Source organism: Methylibium sp., from assembly GCF_031393925.1.
Lineage (GTDB): Bacteria > Pseudomonadota > Gammaproteobacteria > Burkholderiales > Burkholderiaceae_C > Methylibium.
Genome location: NZ_JANMWL010000073.1, coordinates 1 through 19,991 on the forward strand (window position 1 = coordinate 1; position 19,991 = coordinate 19,991).

The 19,991-nt window shown below is 70.6% G+C and carries 15 protein-coding genes; 12 read left to right on the plus strand and 3 right to left on the minus strand.

The genetic code is table 11. The features are described from left to right. The 9 genes from RMO12_RS04550 to RMO12_RS04590 all read left to right on the plus strand — a co-directional run. On the plus strand, positions 1–1,384 hold a 1,384-nt coding region (locus RMO12_RS04550; protein WP_309638374.1), incomplete at its 5' end, for an AAA family ATPase. A 205-nt stretch (positions 1,385–1,589) separates the two neighbouring features. Then, positions 1,590–3,071, plus strand: coding sequence for a VWA domain-containing protein (locus RMO12_RS04555; protein WP_309638375.1), 1,482 nt, complete (start codon positions 1,590–1,592; stop codon positions 3,069–3,071). A 372-nt stretch (positions 3,072–3,443) separates the two neighbouring features. Next, positions 3,444–6,221, plus strand: a complete 2,778-nt coding sequence (locus RMO12_RS04560; protein ID WP_309638376.1) for a DUF2339 domain-containing protein — start codon at positions 3,444–3,446, stop codon at positions 6,219–6,221. Continuing rightward, positions 6,208–7,623: a DUF3999 family protein gene (locus tag RMO12_RS04565; protein ID WP_309638377.1), complete on the plus strand. Its 1,416-nt coding sequence runs from the start codon at positions 6,208–6,210 to the stop codon at positions 7,621–7,623. Before RMO12_RS04560 ends, RMO12_RS04565 begins: the two co-directional genes overlap by 14 nt. Positions 7,624–7,649: 26 nt before the next feature. Further along, positions 7,650–7,895, plus strand: a complete 246-nt coding sequence (locus RMO12_RS04570) for a DUF2191 domain-containing protein (protein ID WP_309638378.1) — start codon at positions 7,650–7,652, stop codon at positions 7,893–7,895. Further along, positions 7,885–8,328, plus strand: a complete 444-nt coding sequence (locus RMO12_RS04575; protein ID WP_309638379.1) for a TA system VapC family ribonuclease toxin — start codon at positions 7,885–7,887, stop codon at positions 8,326–8,328. Before RMO12_RS04570 ends, RMO12_RS04575 begins: the two co-directional genes overlap by 11 nt. A gap of 238 nt (positions 8,329–8,566) precedes the next feature. Beyond that, positions 8,567–9,991, plus strand: coding sequence for a sensor histidine kinase (locus tag RMO12_RS04580; protein ID WP_309638380.1), 1,425 nt, complete (start codon positions 8,567–8,569; stop codon positions 9,989–9,991). Positions 9,992–10,093: 102 nt separating this feature from the next. Continuing rightward, complete coding sequence (locus tag RMO12_RS04585; RefSeq protein ID WP_309638381.1) at positions 10,094–10,570, plus strand: hypothetical protein; 477 nt, start codon at positions 10,094–10,096, stop codon at positions 10,568–10,570. Then, positions 10,567–11,436 (plus strand): LytTR family DNA-binding domain-containing protein, encoded by an 870-nt coding sequence (locus RMO12_RS04590; RefSeq protein WP_309638382.1) that lies wholly within the window; start codon positions 10,567–10,569, stop codon positions 11,434–11,436. Before RMO12_RS04585 ends, RMO12_RS04590 begins: the two co-directional genes overlap by 4 nt. On the opposite strand, the gene RMO12_RS04595 is transcribed toward RMO12_RS04590, so the two are convergent. Continuing rightward, positions 11,423–13,525 (minus strand): UvrD-helicase domain-containing protein, encoded by a 2,103-nt coding sequence (locus tag RMO12_RS04595; protein WP_309638383.1) that lies wholly within the window; start codon positions 13,523–13,525, stop codon positions 11,423–11,425. The two genes, RMO12_RS04590 and RMO12_RS04595, sit on opposite strands and share 14 nt — an antisense overlap. Before the next feature lie 228 nt (positions 13,526–13,753). Here RMO12_RS04595 and RMO12_RS04600 point away from each other — a divergent pair, with 228 nt between their 5' ends. Beyond that, positions 13,754–13,921 (plus strand): hypothetical protein, encoded by a 168-nt coding sequence (locus RMO12_RS04600; protein ID WP_309638384.1) that lies wholly within the window; start codon positions 13,754–13,756, stop codon positions 13,919–13,921. A 49-nt stretch (positions 13,922–13,970) separates the two neighbouring features. On the opposite strand, the gene RMO12_RS04605 is transcribed toward RMO12_RS04600, so the two are convergent. Then, a complete protein-coding gene (locus tag RMO12_RS04605; protein WP_309638385.1) occupies positions 13,971–16,112 on the minus strand; it encodes a primosomal protein N' in 2,142 nt (713 codons plus the stop codon). Positions 16,113–16,449: 337 nt separating this feature from the next. After that, positions 16,450–17,556, minus strand: coding sequence for a uroporphyrinogen decarboxylase (gene hemE / locus RMO12_RS04610; protein WP_309638386.1), 1,107 nt, complete (start codon positions 17,554–17,556; stop codon positions 16,450–16,452). A 64-nt stretch (positions 17,557–17,620) separates the two neighbouring features. Between hemE and creB the strand changes: the two genes are divergently transcribed. Further along, the gene (gene creB, locus RMO12_RS04615; protein ID WP_309638387.1) at positions 17,621–18,340 is read left to right on the plus strand and encodes a two-component system response regulator CreB; all 720 of its coding nucleotides are present in this window, start codon (positions 17,621–17,623) and stop codon (positions 18,338–18,340) included. Next, positions 18,337–19,791 carry a two-component system sensor histidine kinase CreC gene (gene creC / locus RMO12_RS04620; RefSeq protein WP_309638388.1) on the plus strand — a complete coding sequence of 485 codons (1,455 nt, stop codon included), beginning with the start codon at positions 18,337–18,339 and terminating at the stop codon, positions 19,789–19,791. The genes creB and creC overlap by 4 nt, the downstream gene beginning before the upstream one ends. The last annotated feature ends 200 nt before the right edge of the window (positions 19,792–19,991 follow it).

Consider the following 19,991-nt stretch of genomic DNA (forward strand, 5'->3'; position numbering starts at 1 on the left):
GATGCCCAGCCCCGAGCGCCTTCACTCCCTCATCCATGCCCTCGAGGCCGGCCTGCTCGAGCGCAGCGAGGCCGTGCGCCTGGCGCTGCTGGCCGCGCTGGCGGGAGAGCATGTGCTGCTGATCGGCCCGCCCGGCACCGCCAAGAGCGCGTTGGCGCGGCGGCTGCAGCACGCGTTTCTAGGCGCGCGTTATTTCGAGCGGCTGCTCACGCGCTTTTCGATCCCCGAGGAGCTGTTCGGGCCGCTCTCGCTCAAGGCGCTGGAAGACGACCGTTACGAGCGCCTCACCGACGGCTACCTGCCCACCGCGGGCATCGCGTTTCTGGACGAGGTGTTCAAGGCCAATTCGGCCATCCTCAACGCGCTGTTGACCTTGCTCAACGAGCGCGAGTTTGACAACGGCCGCGAGCGCGTGCGCACGCCGCTGGTATGCGTCGTCGGTGCCACCAACGAGGTGCCGGCCGACGAGGCGCTGCAGGCTTTCTACGACCGCTTCTTGCTGCGCGTGCCGGTCGTGCCGGTGAGCGATGCGGGCTTTGCGCAACTGCTCACACTCGAAGGCGATGCGCCGCTACTGCCGTCTGCGCCGATCACCGAGGCCGAGCGCGCTGCATTGGTGGTCGCGCGCGACGCGGTGAGGCTGGGCGAGCCGGTGGTGGCCGCGCTGGCCGAGGCGCGCGCGCTGGTGCGCACGCAGCGCATCGCGGTCTCCGACCGCCGCTGGCGGCAGACCGTCGGGCTGCTCAAGACGGCCGCGGCGAGCAGTGGGCGCAGCGACGTGGCGCTGCTCGACCTGTGGCTGCTGCCCTGGTGCCTGGCCGATCAGCCGGCGCAGCTCGCGCCGCTGGCCGCGTGGGTCCACGACACGCTGCTCGGCGCAACGCCGATCGATGCGCCCTGGCTCACGCGCGCGATCGAGGCCTTCGAGCAGCAGCTGGGCCTGGAGACGCAGGCGCAGCAAGAAGACGGCGACGCCGGCAAGCTTGCGCTGGCCCGCGCCATTGCCGGCCCCGGCGAAGGCGCCAGCCTGACGCGCGTATTCGCCGCCACGCTGGAAGAACGCATGCGCCGTCGCTACAGCCCCTTGCACATCGAGGCCCGCGTGGCGCAACTCGACGAGTTGCTCGCACGCACCGAGCGGCACCTGGCGCCGCTCGGCCAACACGCCCAGGCGATGCAGTCGGCCTTGCGCCAGCAGTTGTGGATGCCGCCCGCGCTGGCCGGTCGCATCGGCCGCGCGCATGCGGCTTCGCTGCAAACGGTGGCCACGCTGGTGGGCCGGCTGCAGGTGGTGCGTGCCGGTTTCGCGGCGCTGCCGGTGGACGCAGCACTGGCCGCCAGCGCACCGGCGCCGCTGCGCTGGGACGAAGCCGCCGCCGCCTGAAGCCCGCGCCTCGCGTGGTCGCACCCGCGTGATAACGCCCCCAGACCTGTCGCTTCACGCCAGGCCCCCCGAGGGGGTTGAGTCAACTCGGGAGCGGCCCTTCGTTGACTCCAGAACGCCCCCAGACCTGTCGCTTCACGCCAGGCCCCCCGAGGGGGTTGAGTCAACTCGGGAGCGGCCCAGGGTCGACGCGAGACCGCCGCCGATGCACGGCACCGCCGCCGCGCTCGACCACCCCTACGACGCACTCGAGCCGCTGCCGCGCGAGGTGTGGTTGCCGGCGCTCGTCAGCTCGGTGGGCGAGAGCCAGGCGCGCCTGCACCACGCCGCCGCGTGGCTGGCGGCGCTGCAAGCCGGCGAGCTGCCGCTGGCCACGCTCGACTTCGGCGACGCCCAGGCGCTCGCGCCGCTGCGCTTGGCCGTCGGTGAGCTGGCGCTGCCCGCGTTTGCGGCCGGCGTGCCCTCAGCCGCGCAGCAGGTGCTGCGCACCGCGCTGTGGCATCTGGACCGGCTGGTCGACCGGCCCGTCACCACCTCGCGCGAGACGGCCATTGCCGACATGGCGGCGGCGTTTCGCGCCGAATGGCTCGAGCAACGCAGCGGCTGGGAGGACATCCTCGCGCTGCTGCAGGGCCTGGGCGAGCTGGCCACCTTGCGCTCGGACGCGATGCGCGGGCGGCTGCAACGGCGCGAGTGGCGCGAGGCCGAGCGCCTGTCCGCGCTGATCGCGCGGGTGCCGCAGCTCGCGGCGCTGATCGCAGCGCTCGGCCGCGGCCTGCCACGCACCGCACCGCCCGAGGCCGCACCGCTCGACCCGGGGCGCGAGCGCAGCAGCGGCCACTGGGTCGAGACGCGCCTGCCCGACGCGCCGGGTGAGTTGCTCGGCGTGCGCCTGGGCCGCAGCCTCGCGCGCATGCTGCCCAGCGAGGCGATGCAACTGCGCCACCCGCTCTTGCACAAGCTCTGGCGCGCCAAGCTGGCCGAGGCGCGGCTGATGGTGTGGGACGAAGAGGCGGTGCTGCGCGAGCCGCGACGCGGCGGCGTCGAGCCGATCAAATGCGCAACTGCCCCCGAGCCACCGCCCGACGCGCGCGGGCCCATGCTGGTGTGCGTGGACACCTCCGGCTCGATGCGCGGCGCGCCCGAGCTGCTGGCCAAGGCGGTGGTGCTGGAAGCGGCGCGCACCGCGCACCGCGAGCGGCGCGGCTGCCGCCTGATCGCCTTCGGCGGGCCCGACGAAGTGCTGATGCACGACCTGGCTTTCACGCCGCAGGGGCTGGACGCGCTGCTCGATTTCATCGGCCAGGCCTTCGAGGGTGGCACCGACCTGGCCGCGCCGATCGCCCGCGCGGTGGAAGCGGTGGAAAGCGCGGCGTGGCGCCAGGCCGACCTGCTGATCGTGAGCGACGGCGAATTCGGCTGCACCGAGGCGACGCTGCAACGCCTGGACGCGGCCCGCCTGCGCCACGGCCTGCGCGTGCAGGGCGTGCTCGTCGGCGACCGCGAAACCTTCGGACTGCTCGAAGTGTGCGAAGCCATCCACTGGGTGCGCGACTGGCGCCGCTACGCCGACGACCCCAAGCTCGCCCATGCCGACGGCCACTCGCCGGTCCACAGCAAGAGCCTCTCCGCGCTTTACTTTCCCAACGCCCTGAGCGATCGGGCGCGCAGGCACTTGAAGGCGTGACGGGGACAAAACGCCGCACCCAAGGTCGGCTGGTCTTTGCTCCTCCCCCCTCGCGGGGAAGGTTCGGATGGGGGCCGACGGGGCGGGCTGCCCAAAGCCGCGGGCGGGCGGCGTGCTCCACTTCACTGTGGCGGTCTCCGCTGCGCTTGGACTCCCCTGCGATGTTCGGGCCCCGGGGCGAGCGCAGAACTCGCCCTTCTGCCCGCTGCGCGGTCAACGGGCTGTGGCTCTTCTCGCAGAGAAACGGCGACGCCGTTTGCGATTGCGATGGGTCGCGCACGAAGGTGCCGGTGTCAGCCGAGCAGTCGCCGTTGAAGACAGGCTCGCCCAGCGCCGCTGCTAGAGTCGTTCCAACAAGAACGTGGGGGCAGGATGAACATCATCGCGATGCTCGTGGGGGGCGGGGTCGGGCTGGCCTCGAGTGGCAGCTTCGGCCTGGTGGTCGGTGCGCTGTTGGGCTGGCTGCTGGTGCGCCTGCAGGAGCAGGGCCGTGACATCGCCAATTTGAAGACGGCGCTCGCCCAACAAGCGCTGGTCGCCCACGCGCAGACCTTGGTGGCGGCGCCTGCCCCGGGGGCGCCGGCCGCGCCGGCTCCGGCGGCGGCCAGCCCACCGCCCGCGCCGCGCCCGATGGCGCCACCCCTCGTCACAACGCCCGCAATGGACCCTGCGCAATGGGCGCAGGAGCCGGCCCGCATCGAGGCCGCCAAGACCGCGGCGGTTTGGGGCGATAGCTCACCCGCGTTGGCACGAGGGCGCCAGGCCGCCACGCCGCCCACAGCACCGCCACCGTCACCGCTGTCCGACGCGCTGGCGCCGCTCAATCGCTGGCTCGCCGGTGCCAACGCGATCGTCAAGGTCGGCGTCGGCATCCTGTTCATCGGCCTGGCCTTCCTCGCCAAGTTCGCCAGCGAACACGTGCAGGTGCCCGTCGAGTTGCGCCTGGCCAGCATCGCCGGTGTCGCGGTCGTGCTGATGGTCGTGGGCTGGCGGCTGCGCCATCGCCACGCCGCCTATGCGCAGGTGCTGCAGGGCGGTGCGGTCGCGGTGCTGTACCTGACCTTGTTCGCGGCGTTTCGCTTCTACGGCGTGCTGGCGGTCGCGCCGGTGTTCGTGCTGATGGCTGCCGTCGCCGCACTGGCTGCCGCGCTCGCGGTGCTGCAGAACGCGCGCGCGCTGGCCGTCATCGGCGCGCTCGGCGGCTTTGCCACGCCCTTGCTCCTGTCCACCGGCGGCGGCAACGCAGCGGCGCTGTTTGGCTACTACCTGGTGCTCGACCTGGGCATTGCCGCCGTGGCGTGGCACCGCACCTGGCGCTCGCTCAACCTGATCGGCTTCGTCGCTACCTTCGGCGTCGGCAGCGCCTGGGGCGTCCTGAAATACCGCCCCGAGCAGTACGCCACGAGCCAGGGATTCCTGATTGCCTTCTTCTTGCTGTTCATCGTGATCCTGCTGCTGCCCGCGCGACGCCCTCTCGGGGCGGGCGCCGACGCGGGCAGCGCCGCCAACACAGCGCACCGCAGCGACGCCTGGGTTCAGGGCAGCCTGATGTTCGGACTGCCCACCATCGTGTTTGCCTTGCAGCACGGGCTGGTGCGGCACACCGAGTACGGCACCGCGATCTCGGCGCTGCTGCTCGCGGGCTTTTACGTGCTGCTGGCCAGGTGGATGTACGCGCGCCCGCGCCTGGCCGTCCTGTTCGAAGGCAGCCTGGCGGTCGGCACGGTGTTCCTCACCTTGGTGATTCCGTTTGCGCTGGACGCCCGCAGCACGGCCGGCGCATGGGCGCTCGAGGGCGCCGGACTGGTGTGGCTGGGCTTTCGGCAGTCGCGTCGCAGGTCGCGCGCCTTCGGCTATGCGCTGCTGTTGCTGGCTGGCGGCTCGATGCTGGTCGCCTTCGAGCGTCACGCTGCGCCGAGCGGGGTGTTCAACGCCGTGCTGTTCAACGCGCTGCTCGCCGCCGCCGCATCGCTGATCGCGGCCTTGTTGGTGCGGCGCCATGCCGACGCATCCGAAGCCGCGGCCGAGCCGCTGCTCATCGCCTGGGCTGCGCTCTGGCTGGTCGCCACGGCGGCATGGCAGATCGACACCTTCGTCGCCGCCCGCTTCGTGCCCGCCGCCTGGCTTGCGTTCTCGAGCGCACTGGCGCTCACCGGCACCGCGCTGTGCGTGCGACTCGATTGGCCGAAGGTGGCGTTGCTGGCCGTCGGCCACGCCCCGCTGATGCTCATCGGCGTGGGCGTCAATCCGGTCGTGCTGAACAGTCCCATGCAAGCCGGCGGCTGGTGGGCCTGGCCGCTGGCCCTGGCGATGCACCTCGTCGTGCTGGCGCGAGCCGCGCCGCACTGGCCGCAGCCAGTGCGCGACGCAACCCATACCGGCGGCGTGCTCGTGCTCGCGGCGCTGGGCGCGCTGCAGGGCCGCGCCATCACCGCCGATTGGGGCGACGCGGCCAGCGCCTGGCCGTGGCTCGGCTGGATGGTGGCGCCCTCGCTGATCCTGATGCTGTTGCCGCGGCCCGGCAGCCGGCAGGGCTGGCCTATCACGGCGGCACCGCTTGCCTACCGAACGGTGGCCGCCGCGCTGCTGGCCTTGGCCGCACTGCTGTGGACGGTGATCGCCAACGTCGCCTCCGACGGCTCGGCTCGGCCGTTGCCGCACCTGCCGCTTCTCAACCCGCTCGATCTCGGCGTCGGCGTTGCCTTGCTGGCGACCTGGCGATGGCTGCGCAGCGACGCCGCGCAGCAGGCCGGTGAGGCCACGCCGCTATTTTTTAAGCGGGCAATTGCGCTGGCCGGCTTCGTCTGGCTCAACGCGATGCTGGTGCGCGGCTTTCATCACTATGGCGACGTGCCCTACCGCTTCAATGCCTGGACGGCGTCGCTGGCGGTCCACACCGGCATCACGCTGCTGTGGAGCTTCACCGCGCTGGTGCTGATGTGGCTTTCGGCGCGGCGCAGGGTGCGAGCGCCGTGGATGATCGGTGCGGCGCTGCTCGCCGCGGTGGTGATCAAGCTGCTGCTGGTCGATTTGTCGGGTGCCGGCACGGTGACCCGCATCGTCTCGTTCATCGGCGTCGGCGGCTTGATGCTGGTGATCGGTTTCGTGGCGCCGTTGCCGGCCAAGGAGCAAGCGCATGCAGTGGCGTGATGGACTCATCGGGGGGCTGGCGACGCTCGCCCTGGTCGCCGCGGCCGACCCTGCCGGCTGGCGCTTCAGCGCACCGATCCAGGTGCAGCAGGATGCGCCGCTGGTGCAACTGCCGCTGACGCCGAGCGCCTACGGCCGCAGCCAGCTGAGCGGCCTGGCCGACCTGCGCATCGTCGACGCACGCGGCGAGCGGGTGCCGTTTGCCTTTCTCGCGCCGCGCGACGCCGAGATCACCACCACCGAGCAAACGCGCGAGGCAGCGATGTACGCGCTGCCGCAGCGGCCCGCGGCCAATGGCGAATGGAGCGTGCCGCTCGAAATCATCGTGCAGGGCGAGCGCATCACCATCAAGCGCGGCGGCGCCACGACGGCGGCGCAGGCGATGCTTGGCGCTGCGGCGCATTCGGGCGGCTGGGTGTTCGACCTCGGGCGACGCACGAGCGCCGATCCGCCCACGCAGTCGCTGCGGCTGGCCTGGTCGGCGCCGGGCGAGTTCAGTGCCGGCTTTGACCTCCAGACCAGCGACGACCTGCGCCAGTGGCGCGGCGCGGGCAGCGGCCAGTTGCTGGCGCTCGCATCGCCCACCGGCCCGTTGACCCAACCCACGGTCTTGCTGCCGGCCAACGTCGCTCGCTTCGTGCGGCTGGTCTGGTTGGAGCCGACCAGCGCGCCCACGCTGACCCGCGCCGAGGCGCTGGCGCAACGCCCCCTTGCGACGCCACTGGACGCGCCGACCGAGCTGGTCCTTGCTCCAACGCCTGCGCCTGCGCCCGGGTTGCGAACCGTCGCCACCGACGAGCCCAAGCACGCCCTGCACTTCGACCTCGGTGCGGTCCTTCCCGTGGTCCAGCTCGACCTGCAACTCGGCGCCGGCACGCGCGTCGCACCCGTGCGCCTGCAAGGCCGCAGCCGCGCCGACGCGCCGTGGCGCGAGCTGGCGCCGGCCGTGTTCTACCGCTTCGAGCGCGGCGGCGCGGTGAGCGTGTCACCGCCGCTGGCGCTGCGCACCGAGCTGCGATTCCTGCGCGTGGTCCCCGACGAACGCTCGGCCGCGCTCGACCCGGCGCAAACCCATTTGGCGGTGCAGGCGCAACTCACCCGCCTGGTATTTGCGCGCCAGGGCGAGGCGCCCTTCACGCTGTGGGCCGGCGCGGCCCAGCCCGGGCCCGGCGCCCTGCCGCTGGCCACCTTGGTGCCGCAGCTCGACGAAGAACGACCCCGCTTTGGCCGCGCCACGCTCGGCGCATGGAGCGAGGTCGCGGCCGTCGCGCGTCAGGCCGAGACCGCCGAGCAGCTCGCCGCGCTGCGGCCGTGGCTGCTGTGGGCGGTGCTGCTCGTCGGCGTGGCGGCACTGGCGTTGATGGTCTGGCGGTTGATGCGCGCGCCGGCAGCGGGCGCTTGAAATACAGAAATCTGTATCATTCCCGCATGAAGACCGCGCTCAACATCAATGACCACTTGCTTGCCGACGCCAAGGCGCTGGCAGCCCGTCAACGAGTGAGCCTGACGCGCTTGATCGAAGAAGGGCTCACGCTGCGTCTGCGCACGCCGGTGTCTGCGACGCCACGCGGCAAGCTCCGCCTGCCGGTATTCAAGGGGCGCGGCGGACTCGTCGAAGGGGTGAACCCGCTTAGCAACAAGTCATTGTTGAACGCGCTGGACGATGACGCCTGACGTCAACGTGCTGGTGGCTGCGTCGCGCAGCGATCATCCTCACCACGCGGTGGCCCGTGCCTGGCTGGAGCAGGCGGTGGTTCCGGCTGCGGCCGGCGCGTCGGTCACGCTCATGCCGATGGTGATCACCAGCTTCTTGCGGCTCGTCACCAGCCCGAGAGTTTTCAGCCAACCCACCCCGTTGGCAGACGCGATCGGCTTTGTCGATGCGTTGCTGGCAGCGCCGGGCGTCGAACTGGCGCGGCTCGGTGCCGAATGGCCGGTGCTACGGCAGCTCTGCCTGGACAAGAGCCTCAGCGGCAACGACCTGCCCGAAGCATGGTTGGCTGCGGCAACCCATCAACTGGGCGAGCACCTAGTCACCTTCGACCGCGATTTCAAGAAGCTACTCGCGCGCTCGCAACTAACCTTGCTGGTGCCTCCGCGCGCTTGAGACCTAGCTCATGGTGCGCAGGTCGGCGCCACTGCCTCGCCTACGGTGGCGAGCCGGCCGCGCCGGTGGGAGGTACAGGTCGTGGATTCCAGGCCGGGTAGCCGGGTGAAGACTTGAACGCGCCGCGCACCGCGCCCTCGGCGCACCGCCTGTCCGCCACCGTTGCAGCCTGTCAGCGCCCACTCCAACGTGTCGCGACGCGCTGGAGTGGGCGCTCCATCGTCCGTAAAGTGCCTGCATGGACCCGCCGGTTGCCTCACCTCCTTCCCCCGCCGACGGCCACAGCCGCTGGCAGGCGGCCGCCGCCGCAACGGTGCAGACCTTTCACGGCTATGCGACGTGGCTCGCGGGCCTGAGTTGGAAGCGCTTCCTGCTTTATGCGCTGCTGCTGCTTGTGGCGATGTCGATCCTGCAGAAACTGCCGCCCTTCAGCTGGCGCGTCACCGAGACCATCACCGAGCGCCCCCGCGCCGAGCTGCCGATGTCGCCCGCCGCGCCGCAGGCGCCGACGCCGCCGCGCCGGGTAATCAAGATCGAAAAGCCCGAGGTCTTCGGCAACGACACCGACGGCGTTGAAATCTCGATCGACGAGCGCGGCGTGCGCATCAGGCAGGGCAAGTCGCAGGCAGCGGCGAGCACGGTCGATACGGGCGCATCGGCCCCAGCGGTGGCCTCGGCACCGCAAGGCAAGCCGGGCAGCGACGTGCCGGCGGTCACCATCGGCCTGCCGCCCGGCGCTGACAGCGACACCGTGCGTGAAGCCGTCGAGGAAGCGCGCAGCGCGGTCATCGAAGCGATCAAGGACGCCGAAGAGGCGCGCCGCGACGCCACCCAAGCGGCCAGCGACGCCACGGGACGCAAGCGCGAGCGCGAGCGCATCCGCGTCGTCGACCACGGCGACCCGCTGACCGACCTGGCGTTCCTGTGGATCGTTGCCTCGGCCTTCATCAAGGGCACTTACAAGGGCCGCATGCAGGCCGAAGTGAAGGCGGCGCAGGCCACCGAGGTGGCGGAGTCCGAATCGCTCAAGCGCCAGGTGATCGAGGCGCGCATGGCGGCCATGCAGGCCCAGGTGGAGCCGCACTTCCTGTTCAACACGCTGGCCAGCATCGACCACCTGATCGAGACCGACCCGGCGCGCGCCAGCACCATGCAAAAGAACCTGATCGCGCTGCTGCGCGCGAGCCTGCCGACGCTGCGCGAGGCCAATGCTCAGGGGACGCGCGCCCTTGCCCACGAACTGGCGGTCATCCGGCCTTATCTGGAGATACTGAAGGTGCGCATGGAGGAGCGCCTGCAGACCATGATCGACGTGCCCGAGGGCCTGCACTCGGCCGAGTTCCCGCCGATGATGTTGCAGTCGCTGGTTGAAAACGCCATCAAGCACGGCCTCGAACCCAAGCCCGAAGGCGGCACGCTTGCCGTGAAGGCCGAGGTGCTGCACGGCATGCTGGCGCTCACCGTCGCCGACACCGGCCTGGGCTTCGGCAAGGCGGCCACCGCCGGCACCGGCACCGGCCTGGCCAACATCCGCGAGCGTCTCGCGCTGCTGTACGGCAAGCACGCGCAACTCACCCTCACCGAGAACCAGCCGAGCGGCACGGTGGCAACGATCACGGTGCCCTACCGGCTGCGCACCGACGCAGAAGGAGCGAGCGCATGAGCCCGAAGAGCGAAGACCGCAGTGCGCAGGATGAAGCTACCCTGATGAGCCCGCACGGCCCCAGGAGCGAAGACCGCAGCGCGCAGGATTAAGGGCCCTCCGATGAACACGACTACTCCGCTTACCGCAGCGCGTTCGGTGCGCCGCGACCCGCACGGGGCTCACGGCTCGCGTTGGGGCCGCTGGCTGATCGGACTCGCGGCGTTCGCATTGCTCCTGATTGCCCTGCTCGGCGGCCTGGCGCTGTTCGGCGCCGAGGCTCTGCGCGCCTTCGACCTGCCGCTCGCGGTGACGATCGACGGCGTCGAGCAGGCCCGCGTCGACCTGGCGTCGTGGCCGCTCGCGCAGCGCGTGATGCTGGCGCTGGCCTTGCTGGTCGGGCTGCCGCTGCTGGCGGCGATGCTGCTGCTGGGGTTGGGACTGATGCTGGGCGTGCTGCTGCTCGCGTTCGGCCTGCCGCTGTTCGCACTGCTCGCCATTGGCGCCGTGCTGCTGGCGCCGGTGGCATTGGTGGTGCTCGCGCTGGTGTGGCTGGTGCGTCGCGGCAAGTCGCCGGCAGCCCCTGCGATGCACGCATGAGCGACACGCCCTCCACCGCGGGCGCATGGCGCGCCGTGCTGGCCGACGACGAGCGGCTGATGCGCGAGCAATTGCGCGCGCGGCTCGCCGAGGTCTGGCCCGAACTCGAGATCGTGGCCGAAGCGAAGAACGGCGCCGAGGCCCTCGCCCTGGTGCGCGAGCACCGGCCCGACCTGGTGTTGCTGGACATCCGCATGCCGGGCATGACCGGCATCGAGGCGGCGCGCGAGATCGTGCAGCTAGGCGACGACGACTGGGACGGCTGCGAGATCGTCTTCATCACCGCCTACGACGAGTACGCGGTCGAAGCCTTCGAGCAGGGCGCGGTCGACTACGTGTTGAAGCCCGCCGAGCGCGAGCGGCTCGCGCTCACCGTGGCGCGGCTCCAAGGGCGGTTGGCCCAGCGCCGCGACAGCTTGCCCGCGCCGGCCGGCCAGCCCGGCACCTTGCCAGCGAGCGCCGACGAGCGCCGCGCTCTGCCCTTGCAGCAGTTGCTGCACCAGCTCACCCAGCGCCTGAACCCGGGCGCGACCGCGCCGAGCTATCTGCGCTGGATCCAGGCGACGGTCGGCCAGCAGATCCAGATGATCGCGGTCGAGGAGGTGCTGTTCTTCATCTCCGACGAGAAGTACACGCGCGTGCAGACGGCGACGATAGAAGCGCTGATCAGGAAGCCGATCAAGGAACTGGTCGACGAGCTGGACCCGCAACTGTTCTGGCAGATCCACCGCTCCACGCTGGTCAACACCAAGGCGATTGCCGGCGTGAGCCGCGACCTGCGGGGGCGCCAACTGGTGGCCGTGAAAGGCCATCCCGAAAAGCTGGAAGTGAGCCGCAGCTACGCGCAGTTGTTCAAGGGGATGTAGGCGCCGCAGCAGCGCGCGCCGCGAATTGCGCGCGCAGCGCCTTCAAGCGCTCGCGCGGGTCTTCCTGCACGCGGTTCTCGTCGAGCTTCATCTCGGCGATGAAGCGGCTCGGCGCGCCGGCCACCGTCTCGCGACCGCGCTTCCTGCGCTTGAGCCAGCTCACCGCCAAGGTGCTGCGCGCGCGCGTGATGCCCACGTACATCAGGCGGCGCTCTTCCTCGAGCCGCTGCACCAGCGACTCGGGCGTGAGCGACTCGTCGTCCATCTTGAACGGCAGCAAGCCCTCGTTGACGCCCACCAGCATGACGTGCGGCCATTCCAGCCCCTTGGCGGCGTGGAGCGTGGACAGCGTCAGCACGTTCTGCTCGTCGCCGCGCTCGGCCAGGCTCAGGATCACGGCGATGGTCTGGGCGACTTCGAGCACGCTTTTCTTCTCGGTCTCGACGGTGCCGCCCACGTCCTGCACCATCTCGCCGCCGCAGCGCTTGGCGATCCAGTCGACGAAGTCGAGCACGTTGGTCCAGCGCGCGGTCGCCAGCTTTTCGCTGTCTTCACCGTCGTGCAGGTGCTGCTCGTAGTCGATGTCCTTCAACCAGCCCAGCAGCAGCGGCCTGGCTTCTTCGGCGCCGCGGGTGTGGCGTGCGCGCTGCTCCAGATCGTTGACGAAACGGCCGAACTCATGCAGCGAGCCCAGCGCCTTGGCGGTGAGCGCCGTACCCAGTGAATCAGCGAACAGCGCCTCGTAAAGAGACACCTTCCACTGGCCGGCAAATTGGCCGAGCGCGGCCAGCGTCTGGTGGCCGATGCCACGCTTGGGCGTGGTCACCGCGCGCAGGAAGGCCGGGTCGTCGTCCTGGTTGACCAAGAGGCGCAGCCAGGCGCACAGGTCCTTGATCTCGGCGCGGTCGAAGTAGCTCTGCCCGCCCGACACCTTGTACGGAATCTGCGCCTTGCGCAGCGCCTGCTCGAACACGCGCGCCTGGTGGTTGGCGCGGTAGAGGATGGCGAAGTCCTTCCACTCTATGGCCTGGCCTTCGGGCGCGCCCGCGCCGAGCACCGCACCGCCCTGCGCGCGCAGTGCCTGGATGCGCGCCACCGCGCGCTCGGCCTGGTGTTCTTCGCTGTCGCACTCGATCACGCGCACCGGATCGCCGTCGCCGTGATCGCTCCAGAGTTTTTTCTCGAAGATCTTCGGGTTGGCGGCGATCACGCAATTGGCCGCGCGCAGGATGTTGCCGGTGGAGCGGTAGTTCTGCTCCAGCGCGATCACCTTCAGCTTCGGGTAGTCCTCGGGCAGGCGCTTCAGGTTGTCGATGGTGGCGCCGCGCCAACCGTAGATGGACTGGTCGTCGTCGCCCACCGCGGTGAACATGGCGCGCTCGCCGGTCAAGAGCCGCAGCAGCGCGTACTGCTGCGCGTTGGTGTCCTGGTACTCGTCGACCAGCACATGGCCGAGCGCAGCCTGCCATTTGCCGCGCACCTCGGCCTCGCGCGTGAGCAGCGCCACCGGCAGGCCGATCAGGTCGTCGAAGTCGACCGCCTGGTAGGCCGAGAGGCGCTCCTGGTAGCGCGCCATCACGCGGGCGGCCTGGATCTCGTCGGGGTTGGCCGCCTGCGCCTCGGCTTGCGCGGCGTCCAGGCCCTGGTTCTTCCACAGGCTGATGGCCCACTGCCAGCGGCGCGCGGTGGCCGCGTCGGTGGTGCCACCGGCGTCGCGCAGGATGCCGTGTACGTCGTCCGAATCGAGGATCGAGAAGGTGGGCTTGAGGCCGAGCGCCGCACCGTCCGCGCGCAGCAGGCGCACGCCGAGCGCGTGAAAGGTGCTGATGACGAGGCCCTTGGCCGCCTTGGCGCCGACCAGCGCCTTGGCACGCTCGCGCATCTCGGCCGCGGCCTTGTTGGTGAAGGTGATGGCCGCGATCTGGCTCGGCGCCAACTCCGCGCCCGGCCCGCGCTGCAACAGCCGCGCGATCTTGTGCACGATCACGCGCGTCTTGCCGGAGCCGGCGCCGGCCAGCACCAGGCAAGGCCCGTCGAGGTGATGCACCGCCTGCATCTGGGCGGGGTTGAGCGAGGCGGGCGCGGACAAGGGGGATGGGGCGGGCAGGTGGCAGGGCGGGCGATCATAGCCAGCAACGGGGCGGGAAGTCGGCGCCGTGCGCTGCCGGGCCGGCCGGCACGCCCCCACCCGAACGCCGGTGGCGCGCTATGTGCCGGTGGCGCTGATCAAGCTCGGTCTGTACCCGGCGCTGGTGTTCGCGCTGGGCAGCGCGCCGCCATCGGGCTGGGGCTGCCGCCGGCGCACGCCGACCCGGGGGTGCTCACGCTCGTCGCCGCCCTGCCCTCGGCCAGCAACATGTCGATCCTGGCCGAGCGCTACGGCGCCGACAACGGCCGCGTGGCACGCATCATCATCAGCCCGACGGCACTCGCGTTTCTGAGTTTTTCGGCGCTGGCTTGGTGGTTCGGCGCGCGGCCGGCGTGAGCCGAAAGCGCTTGCCGGGCGGCTTTTGACCACCGCCGACGGCGCGCCGTCAAATGGCCAGCGGGTCCACGTCCACCGCCCAGCGCAGCAAACCTTTTTGCTCGGTCCGCTTGCCCTGTAGCACCTCGCGCCAGGCCGACAGGAAGTGCTGCAAGGCCGGCCGCGACACGCACTCCACCAGCATCTGCGCACGCTCCACGTCGGCCACGCGCTGCACCGACAGTGGCACCGGCGAATAGAGCGTGACTTGCAGGCGCTGGGCGAGCTCCGCCCCGGCCTCGCTCACCGCCTGCAACCAGCCCTGGGCGACCGCCTGGGTGCGCGCATCGGCGCGCAGCAGCGCCAGGTGGGCGTAGGGAGGCAGGCCGGCAGCGCGTCGTTCGTCGAGCTGGCTGCTGGCGAAGGCCGCGTAATCGTGGCGCCGCAGCGCCGCGTAGAGCGGGTGCTGCGGATGCCAGGTCTGCACCCACATCTCGGCGCCCGCCGCATGCTCGGCGTCGCGCCCGGCACGGCCTGCCACTTGCAGCAGCAAGGCGAACTGGCGCTCCGGTGCGCGAAAGTCGCTCGAGAACAGCGCCGCATCCGGGTTCACCGCCGCGACCAAGGTGATGCGGCGGAAGTCGTGGCCCTTGGCGATCATCTGCGTGCCCACCAACACGTCGACCTCGCCGGCATGCACGCGCTGCAACGCAAGCTCGAGGGCACCACTGCGCCGGGCGGTGTCGGCGTCGATGCGAGCGACGCGGGCGCCCGGCAACAACTCGGCGAGCTGTTCTTCGAGCCTTTCGGTGCCGCGGCCCACCGGCTGGATGTCGGCGTTGCCGCAGTCGGGGCAAGCGCGCGGCACGCGCTCGGCAAAACCGCAGTGGTGGCAACGCAAGCTGCGGTCGAGCTTGTGGAACACGCGCCAGGCGCTGCAATGCGGGCAACCGCTCTGCCAGCCGCACTCGGTGCATTGCAACACCGGCGCATAGCCGCGGCGGTTGAGGAACACGAGGCTCTGCTCGCCGCGCGCTATGCGCTGGCCGAGCGCGGCCAGCAGTGGCGGCGCCAGCGGGCTGGCACGCAGTTGCTCGCGCGGCAGCCGGCTCATGTCGACCACTTTCAAGGTCGGCAGCGCACCGCCGCCGATGCGCGAGGCCAAGCTCAGCCGCCGGTAGCGCCCGGCACCGCCCGCGGCTGCGGGCAGCGCGTTGTGCCAACTCTCCAGCGACGGCGTAGCCGAGCCGAGCAGCACCGGCACCTGCTCGATGCGCCCGCGCACCACCGCCAGGTCGCGCGCAGAGTAGCGCGCGCCTTCCTGCTGTTTGTACGAAGGGTCGTGCTCCTCATCGACCACGATCAGGCCGAGCCGCGGCAGCGGCGCAAACACCGCCAGCCGCGTGCCGAGCACGAGGTCGGCCTCGCCGAGCAGGGCCAGCAACCAGTGGTTCAAGCGCTGCGCGGGCGCGAGGCCGCTGTGCAGCGAGACGACGCGCCGCGCCGGAAAGCGCTCGATGAAGCGCGCCTCGAGCTGCGGCGTCAGGTTGATCTCGGGCACCAGCACCAGCGCTTGGCGCCCGGCGTCGAGCGCCCGCTCGGCCTCGCGCAGATAGACCTCGGTCTTGCCGCTGCCGGTGCTGCCGTGCAGCAGCGTCACCGCGGCCGACGCGTCGGCCGCCAGCGCGGCGAGGGCCAGGGCTTGCTCGGCGCTGGGCTCGGGCCGTGCGGCTCGCGCGGCGGGCTCATGCACCGCACCTGCCGCTGCCGACTGCGCCAAGCGGGTGCGCAGCCGCACCAGACGCCGTGTCAGCGTGGCGGCGCTCAGCTTGCGCAGTTCTGGCGGCAATACAGCCAGCGCCAACTCACCCGGGCTGCGCTGGTAATAGGTGGCGGCGAACGACACCAGCTCGCGCCACGCCGTTGGCAGGACGGGCAAGGCGTCAAGCACCTCGATCACCGCACGCAGCGTCATCGTGGCGGGCGCGTCGCGCACCCGCCACAGGTCTCGTCCTGAAGGCTCGGCGCGGTCCCAGACGATCCCGAGCAGTTCGCGGCGGCCGAGCGGCACCCGTACCAGGCTGCCTGGCGCCAGCGACCGCTCGCTCAGATAGTCGAGCGTGGACTCGAGCCCGCTGTGTTGCGGCGCGTCGACGACCACCGCACAACGATGGTCTGCCTGGGTCCGGACTTCAAGCTCCGAAGCGTTCAACTTGCCGTCCAAAGCTCAGGCGCTTTTCAGAGAAGCCCGGCAAGTGCTTGATGGAAAAGAGGTTTTGCAAATAGTCATCGGGCCTGTGGAAAACTTTGTGGGAAACCTTGACACCGGTGCTGCTGACCGCTACGCCGCGTAGCAGGGCGCGCCGGAGCGGCATTTTTGGCGGCAATAATTTCTCTTTAAAATCAATAACTTATCACGTACTCCCATGATCTAGGGGGAGGCTTTTGACGCGCCTGACGTGCCGCAGCCGCAGTCAAGAATCTGGGGATATGTCAACAGACGCCCGGCGCGCCTAGGGTAAACCCGGCTTGCCAGTTTCTGCTGCTGTTCACGCCGATCGGCGCGACAGTTCATGCACCGCATCGACCAGCACGGCCACGTTGTCCGGCGGTGTGTGCTGGTTGATGCCGTGGCCCAGGTTGAACACATGGCCGGCACCGGCCGACGGCGCACCGAAGGCCTGCAGCACCCGCGCCACTTCGGCATGAACCTGCTCGGGTTCGGCAAACAACGCCATCGGGTCCAGGTTGCCCTGCAGCGCCACGCGCTCTCCGATGCGTCGGCGCGCCGCTCCCAAGTCCACGGTCCAGTCGAGCCCGACCACGTCGCAGCCGCTGGCCGCGACCAGCTCCAGCCACGGACCGCCGCCCTTGGTGAACACGAGCCGGGGAATGCAGAGGCCCTCGTGCTCGCGCTTCAATTGCCGCAGCACGCGCTCGGTGTAGGCCAGGCTGAAGCGCTGAAAGGCGCCGTCGGCCAGCACCCCGCCCCAACTGTCGAAGATCATCACCGCCTGGGCGCCGGCCTCGATCTGCGCGTTGAGGTAGGCCGCCACCGCGTCGGCGTTGACGGCGAGGATGCGATGCATCAGCTCGGGGCGGCGATAGAGCATGGTCTTGACGAGCCGGTAGTCGTCGCTGCCGCCGCCTTCGACCATGTAGCAGGCCAAGGTCCAGGGACTGCCCGAAAAGCCGATCAGCGGCACGCGACCGCGACCGTCCTGCGTGAGCGCGCGGCGGATCGACGACACCGCATCGAACACGTAGCGCAGCTTGTTCATGTCGGGCACCGCGAGCCGGGCGACGTCGGCCTCGTCCTTCAGCGGCCGGGCAAAGCGCGGGCCCTCGCCCGGCGTGAAGCTCAGGCCCAGGCCCATGGCGTCGGGCACGGTGAGGATGTCTGAAAACAGGATCGCGGCGTCGAGTGCGTAGCGGTCCAGCGGCTGCAAGGTCACCTCGGTGGCGAAGGCCGGGTTGGTGGCCAGGCCCATGAAGCTGCCGGCGCGCTCGCGCGTGGCACGGTACTCGGGCAGGTAGCGGCCGGCCTGGCGCATCAGCCACACCGGCGTGCAATCGGTGGGCAGGCGCAGGCAGGCGCGCAGGAAACGGTCGTTGGCCAGCGGCGGCAGGCGCGGCTCGGAGGGGTTTTCGATCATCGCGGGATTATCCGTGCCACCCTGCGGTCGGCGCCCGGCGCGGCCTCTATCATCGCCAGCGCCCATGCTCGCCAAACCGCTGATCCTGATCGTCGAAGACGAACCCGGCATCGCCGACACGCTGGCCTATGCGCTCGGCACCGAGGGCTTCGAGCCGCTGTGCTGCGCCACCGGCGAAGCGGCGCTCCAGTCGCTGGCGCGCCGTGCGCCGGCCCTGGTGATTTTGGACGTGGGGCTGCCCGACCTGAGCGGCTTCGAGCTGTTCAAGTTGATTCGTGCGCGCTCGGACGTGCCTGTCGTGTTCTTGACCGCGCGCAGCGACGAGATCGACCGTGTGGTCGGCCTGGAGCTGGGTGCCGACGACTATGTCGCCAAGCCGTTCTCGCCGCGCGAGCTGGTGGCGCGCGTGCGGGGCGTGCTGCGGCGCTCGGCGCGTCCGAGCGCGGCGCCGGCATCCGCTCCCGCGGCTGCGCCGACCACGACGCCGATCGAGATCGACGACAGCCGCCGACGCATCCGCTTCTACGGCCGCCTGCTGGATCTGTCGCGCTACGAGTACGGGCTGCTGCGGACGCTGGCGGCGCGGCCCGGTCACGTCTACAGCCGCGAAGCGCTGCTCGCACAGGTGTGGGACGACCCCGGCCAAAGCTTCGACCGCACCGTCGATGCGCACGTGAAGACCTTGCGCGCCAAGCTCAAGGCGGTGGCGCCCGCCATCCAGCCGATCCGCACGCACCGCGGCAGCGGCTATGCGCTGGCCGACGACCTGCCGGCCGCGTTGTGAGCCAGCGCAATCGCATCTTCATCGGCATCCTGCTCGCCTACGCGCTCGGCGTCGGCTTCTTGATGTGGCGCCTGCTGGCCGACATCGACCCGCGCTACCGCGAGTCGGCCGAGGAGTCGCTGGTGGAGACCGCCCACCTCATGGCCAGCGTGATCGAAGCGCAGGGGCCCGACGCCGCGTCGCTGGCGAGCGTGGTGCAGGGCACGCTGCGGCCGGTGTTCCGCTCGCTCTACGCCCGCGAGCTGGAGGCCGACATCTTCGGCTTCATCAAGACCCGCATCGAGCTGCGCGCGACCGTGGTCGACCGCGAGGGCCGCGTGGTGTTCGACTCGCTCGGCCGCCATGAGGGCGAAGACCATTCGCGCTGGCGCGACACGCGCATGGCCCTGGCCGGCCAGTACGGTGCGCGCACCTCGCCCGACGTCGACGGCGATGCCGCCACCTCGGTGATGTACGTCGCAGCACCCGTCCGTGGGCCGGGGGGCATCGTCGGCGCGGTGTCGATCGGCAAGCCGGTGCAGAGCTTCGGCCAGTTCGTGGCAAAGGCGCGCAAGAAGACGCTGCTGGTCGGCGCCACCTCGGTGATCGCCGTGCTGCTGCTGGTGGTGATTTTGTCGGTGTGGCTGGTGCGGCCGTTCGGCCTGGTGGCCGACTACGTGCGCTACGTGCGTGCGCAGCGCAGCTTCAGCCTGCCGCGCCTGAGCCGGCGTGCGCTCGCCACCATCGCCAGCGCCTACGACGAGATGCGCGATGCGCTGGCCGGGCGCAGCCATGCCGCCGACTATGTGCAGACCCTGACGCACGAGATCAAGAGCCCGCTGTCGGCAATACGCGGCGCGGCCGAGCTGCTGCATGAGCCCATGCCCGAGGCCGACCGTCAGCGCTTCCTGGGCCACATCGGCCGCGAGACCGAGCGCATCCAGGAGTTGGTCGACAGGATGATGGAACTCGCCGCGCTCGAGTCGCGCCGCCAGCTCGAGCGCGCCGAGCCGGTGGCGCTGCGGCCCTTGCTCGAAGATCTGGTGGACAGTGCCCGAGCGGCCGGCGTGCCGCGGCGCATCACGATCGAACTGGCCGCGCCCGAGGACGCCAAGGTCGAAGGCGACGTGCTGCTGCTGCGCCGCGCGGTCGGCAACCTGCTGGACAACGCACTCGATTTTTCGCCGGCCGGCGGGCGCGTCGAACTGGCGCTGCGCGTGCTGCCAAAGCGCGTCGAGGTGAGCGTGGCCGACCACGGCCCCGGCATCCCCGACTACGCCGACGACAAGGTGTTCGAGAAGTTCTATTCGCTCGCGCGCCCGCATTCGCAGAAGAAGAGCACCGGTCTGGGACTGTCGTTCGTGAAAGAGATCGCCGAGCTGCACCGGGGCCGCGTGAGCCTGCGCAATGCGGCGGAGGGCGGCGCGGTCGCGACCCTGACGCTACCGCGGCTGACCGCCAACGCCGGCTGAGCATCGCTCCCTTCGCCATCGCCGTGCTGGGCATTGCGCCCACCCCCGCTGGGAAGGGCGGGGTGGGGGCCGGTGCAGTCCGACGCGCGTCCGGCCCCCATCCCCTCCTTCCCCCAAACGGGGGAAGGAGCCGCTTCACGGCGACTTCACTCGCCCTTCACACACCCCGCGCGCACTTCCTACGCGCTTCTCGCGAGCGA

Bases quoted from the DNA above. Each gene is read 5' to 3' on its own strand.
- RMO12_RS04555 (WP_309638375.1), top strand. From the start codon at position 1,590: ATGCACGGCACCGCCGCCGCGCTCGACCACCCCTACGACGCACTCGAG.
- RMO12_RS04560 (WP_309638376.1), top strand. From the start codon at position 3,444: ATGAACATCATCGCGATGCTCGTGGGGGGCGGGGTCGGGCTGGCCTCG.
- RMO12_RS04565 (WP_309638377.1), top strand. From the start codon at position 6,208: ATGCAGTGGCGTGATGGACTCATCGGGGGGCTGGCGACGCTCGCCCTG.
- RMO12_RS04570 (WP_309638378.1), top strand. From the start codon at position 7,650: ATGAAGACCGCGCTCAACATCAATGACCACTTGCTTGCCGACGCCAAG.
- RMO12_RS04575 (WP_309638379.1), top strand. From the start codon at position 7,885: ATGACGCCTGACGTCAACGTGCTGGTGGCTGCGTCGCGCAGCGATCAT.
- RMO12_RS04580 (WP_309638380.1), top strand. From the start codon at position 8,567: ATGGACCCGCCGGTTGCCTCACCTCCTTCCCCCGCCGACGGCCACAGC.
- RMO12_RS04585 (WP_309638381.1), top strand. From the start codon at position 10,094: ATGAACACGACTACTCCGCTTACCGCAGCGCGTTCGGTGCGCCGCGAC.
- RMO12_RS04590 (WP_309638382.1), top strand. From the start codon at position 10,567: ATGAGCGACACGCCCTCCACCGCGGGCGCATGGCGCGCCGTGCTGGCC.
- hemE (WP_309638386.1), bottom strand. From the start codon at position 17,556: ATGATCGAAAACCCCTCCGAGCCGCGCCTGCCGCCGCTGGCCAACGAC.
- creB (WP_309638387.1), top strand. From the start codon at position 17,621: ATGCTCGCCAAACCGCTGATCCTGATCGTCGAAGACGAACCCGGCATC.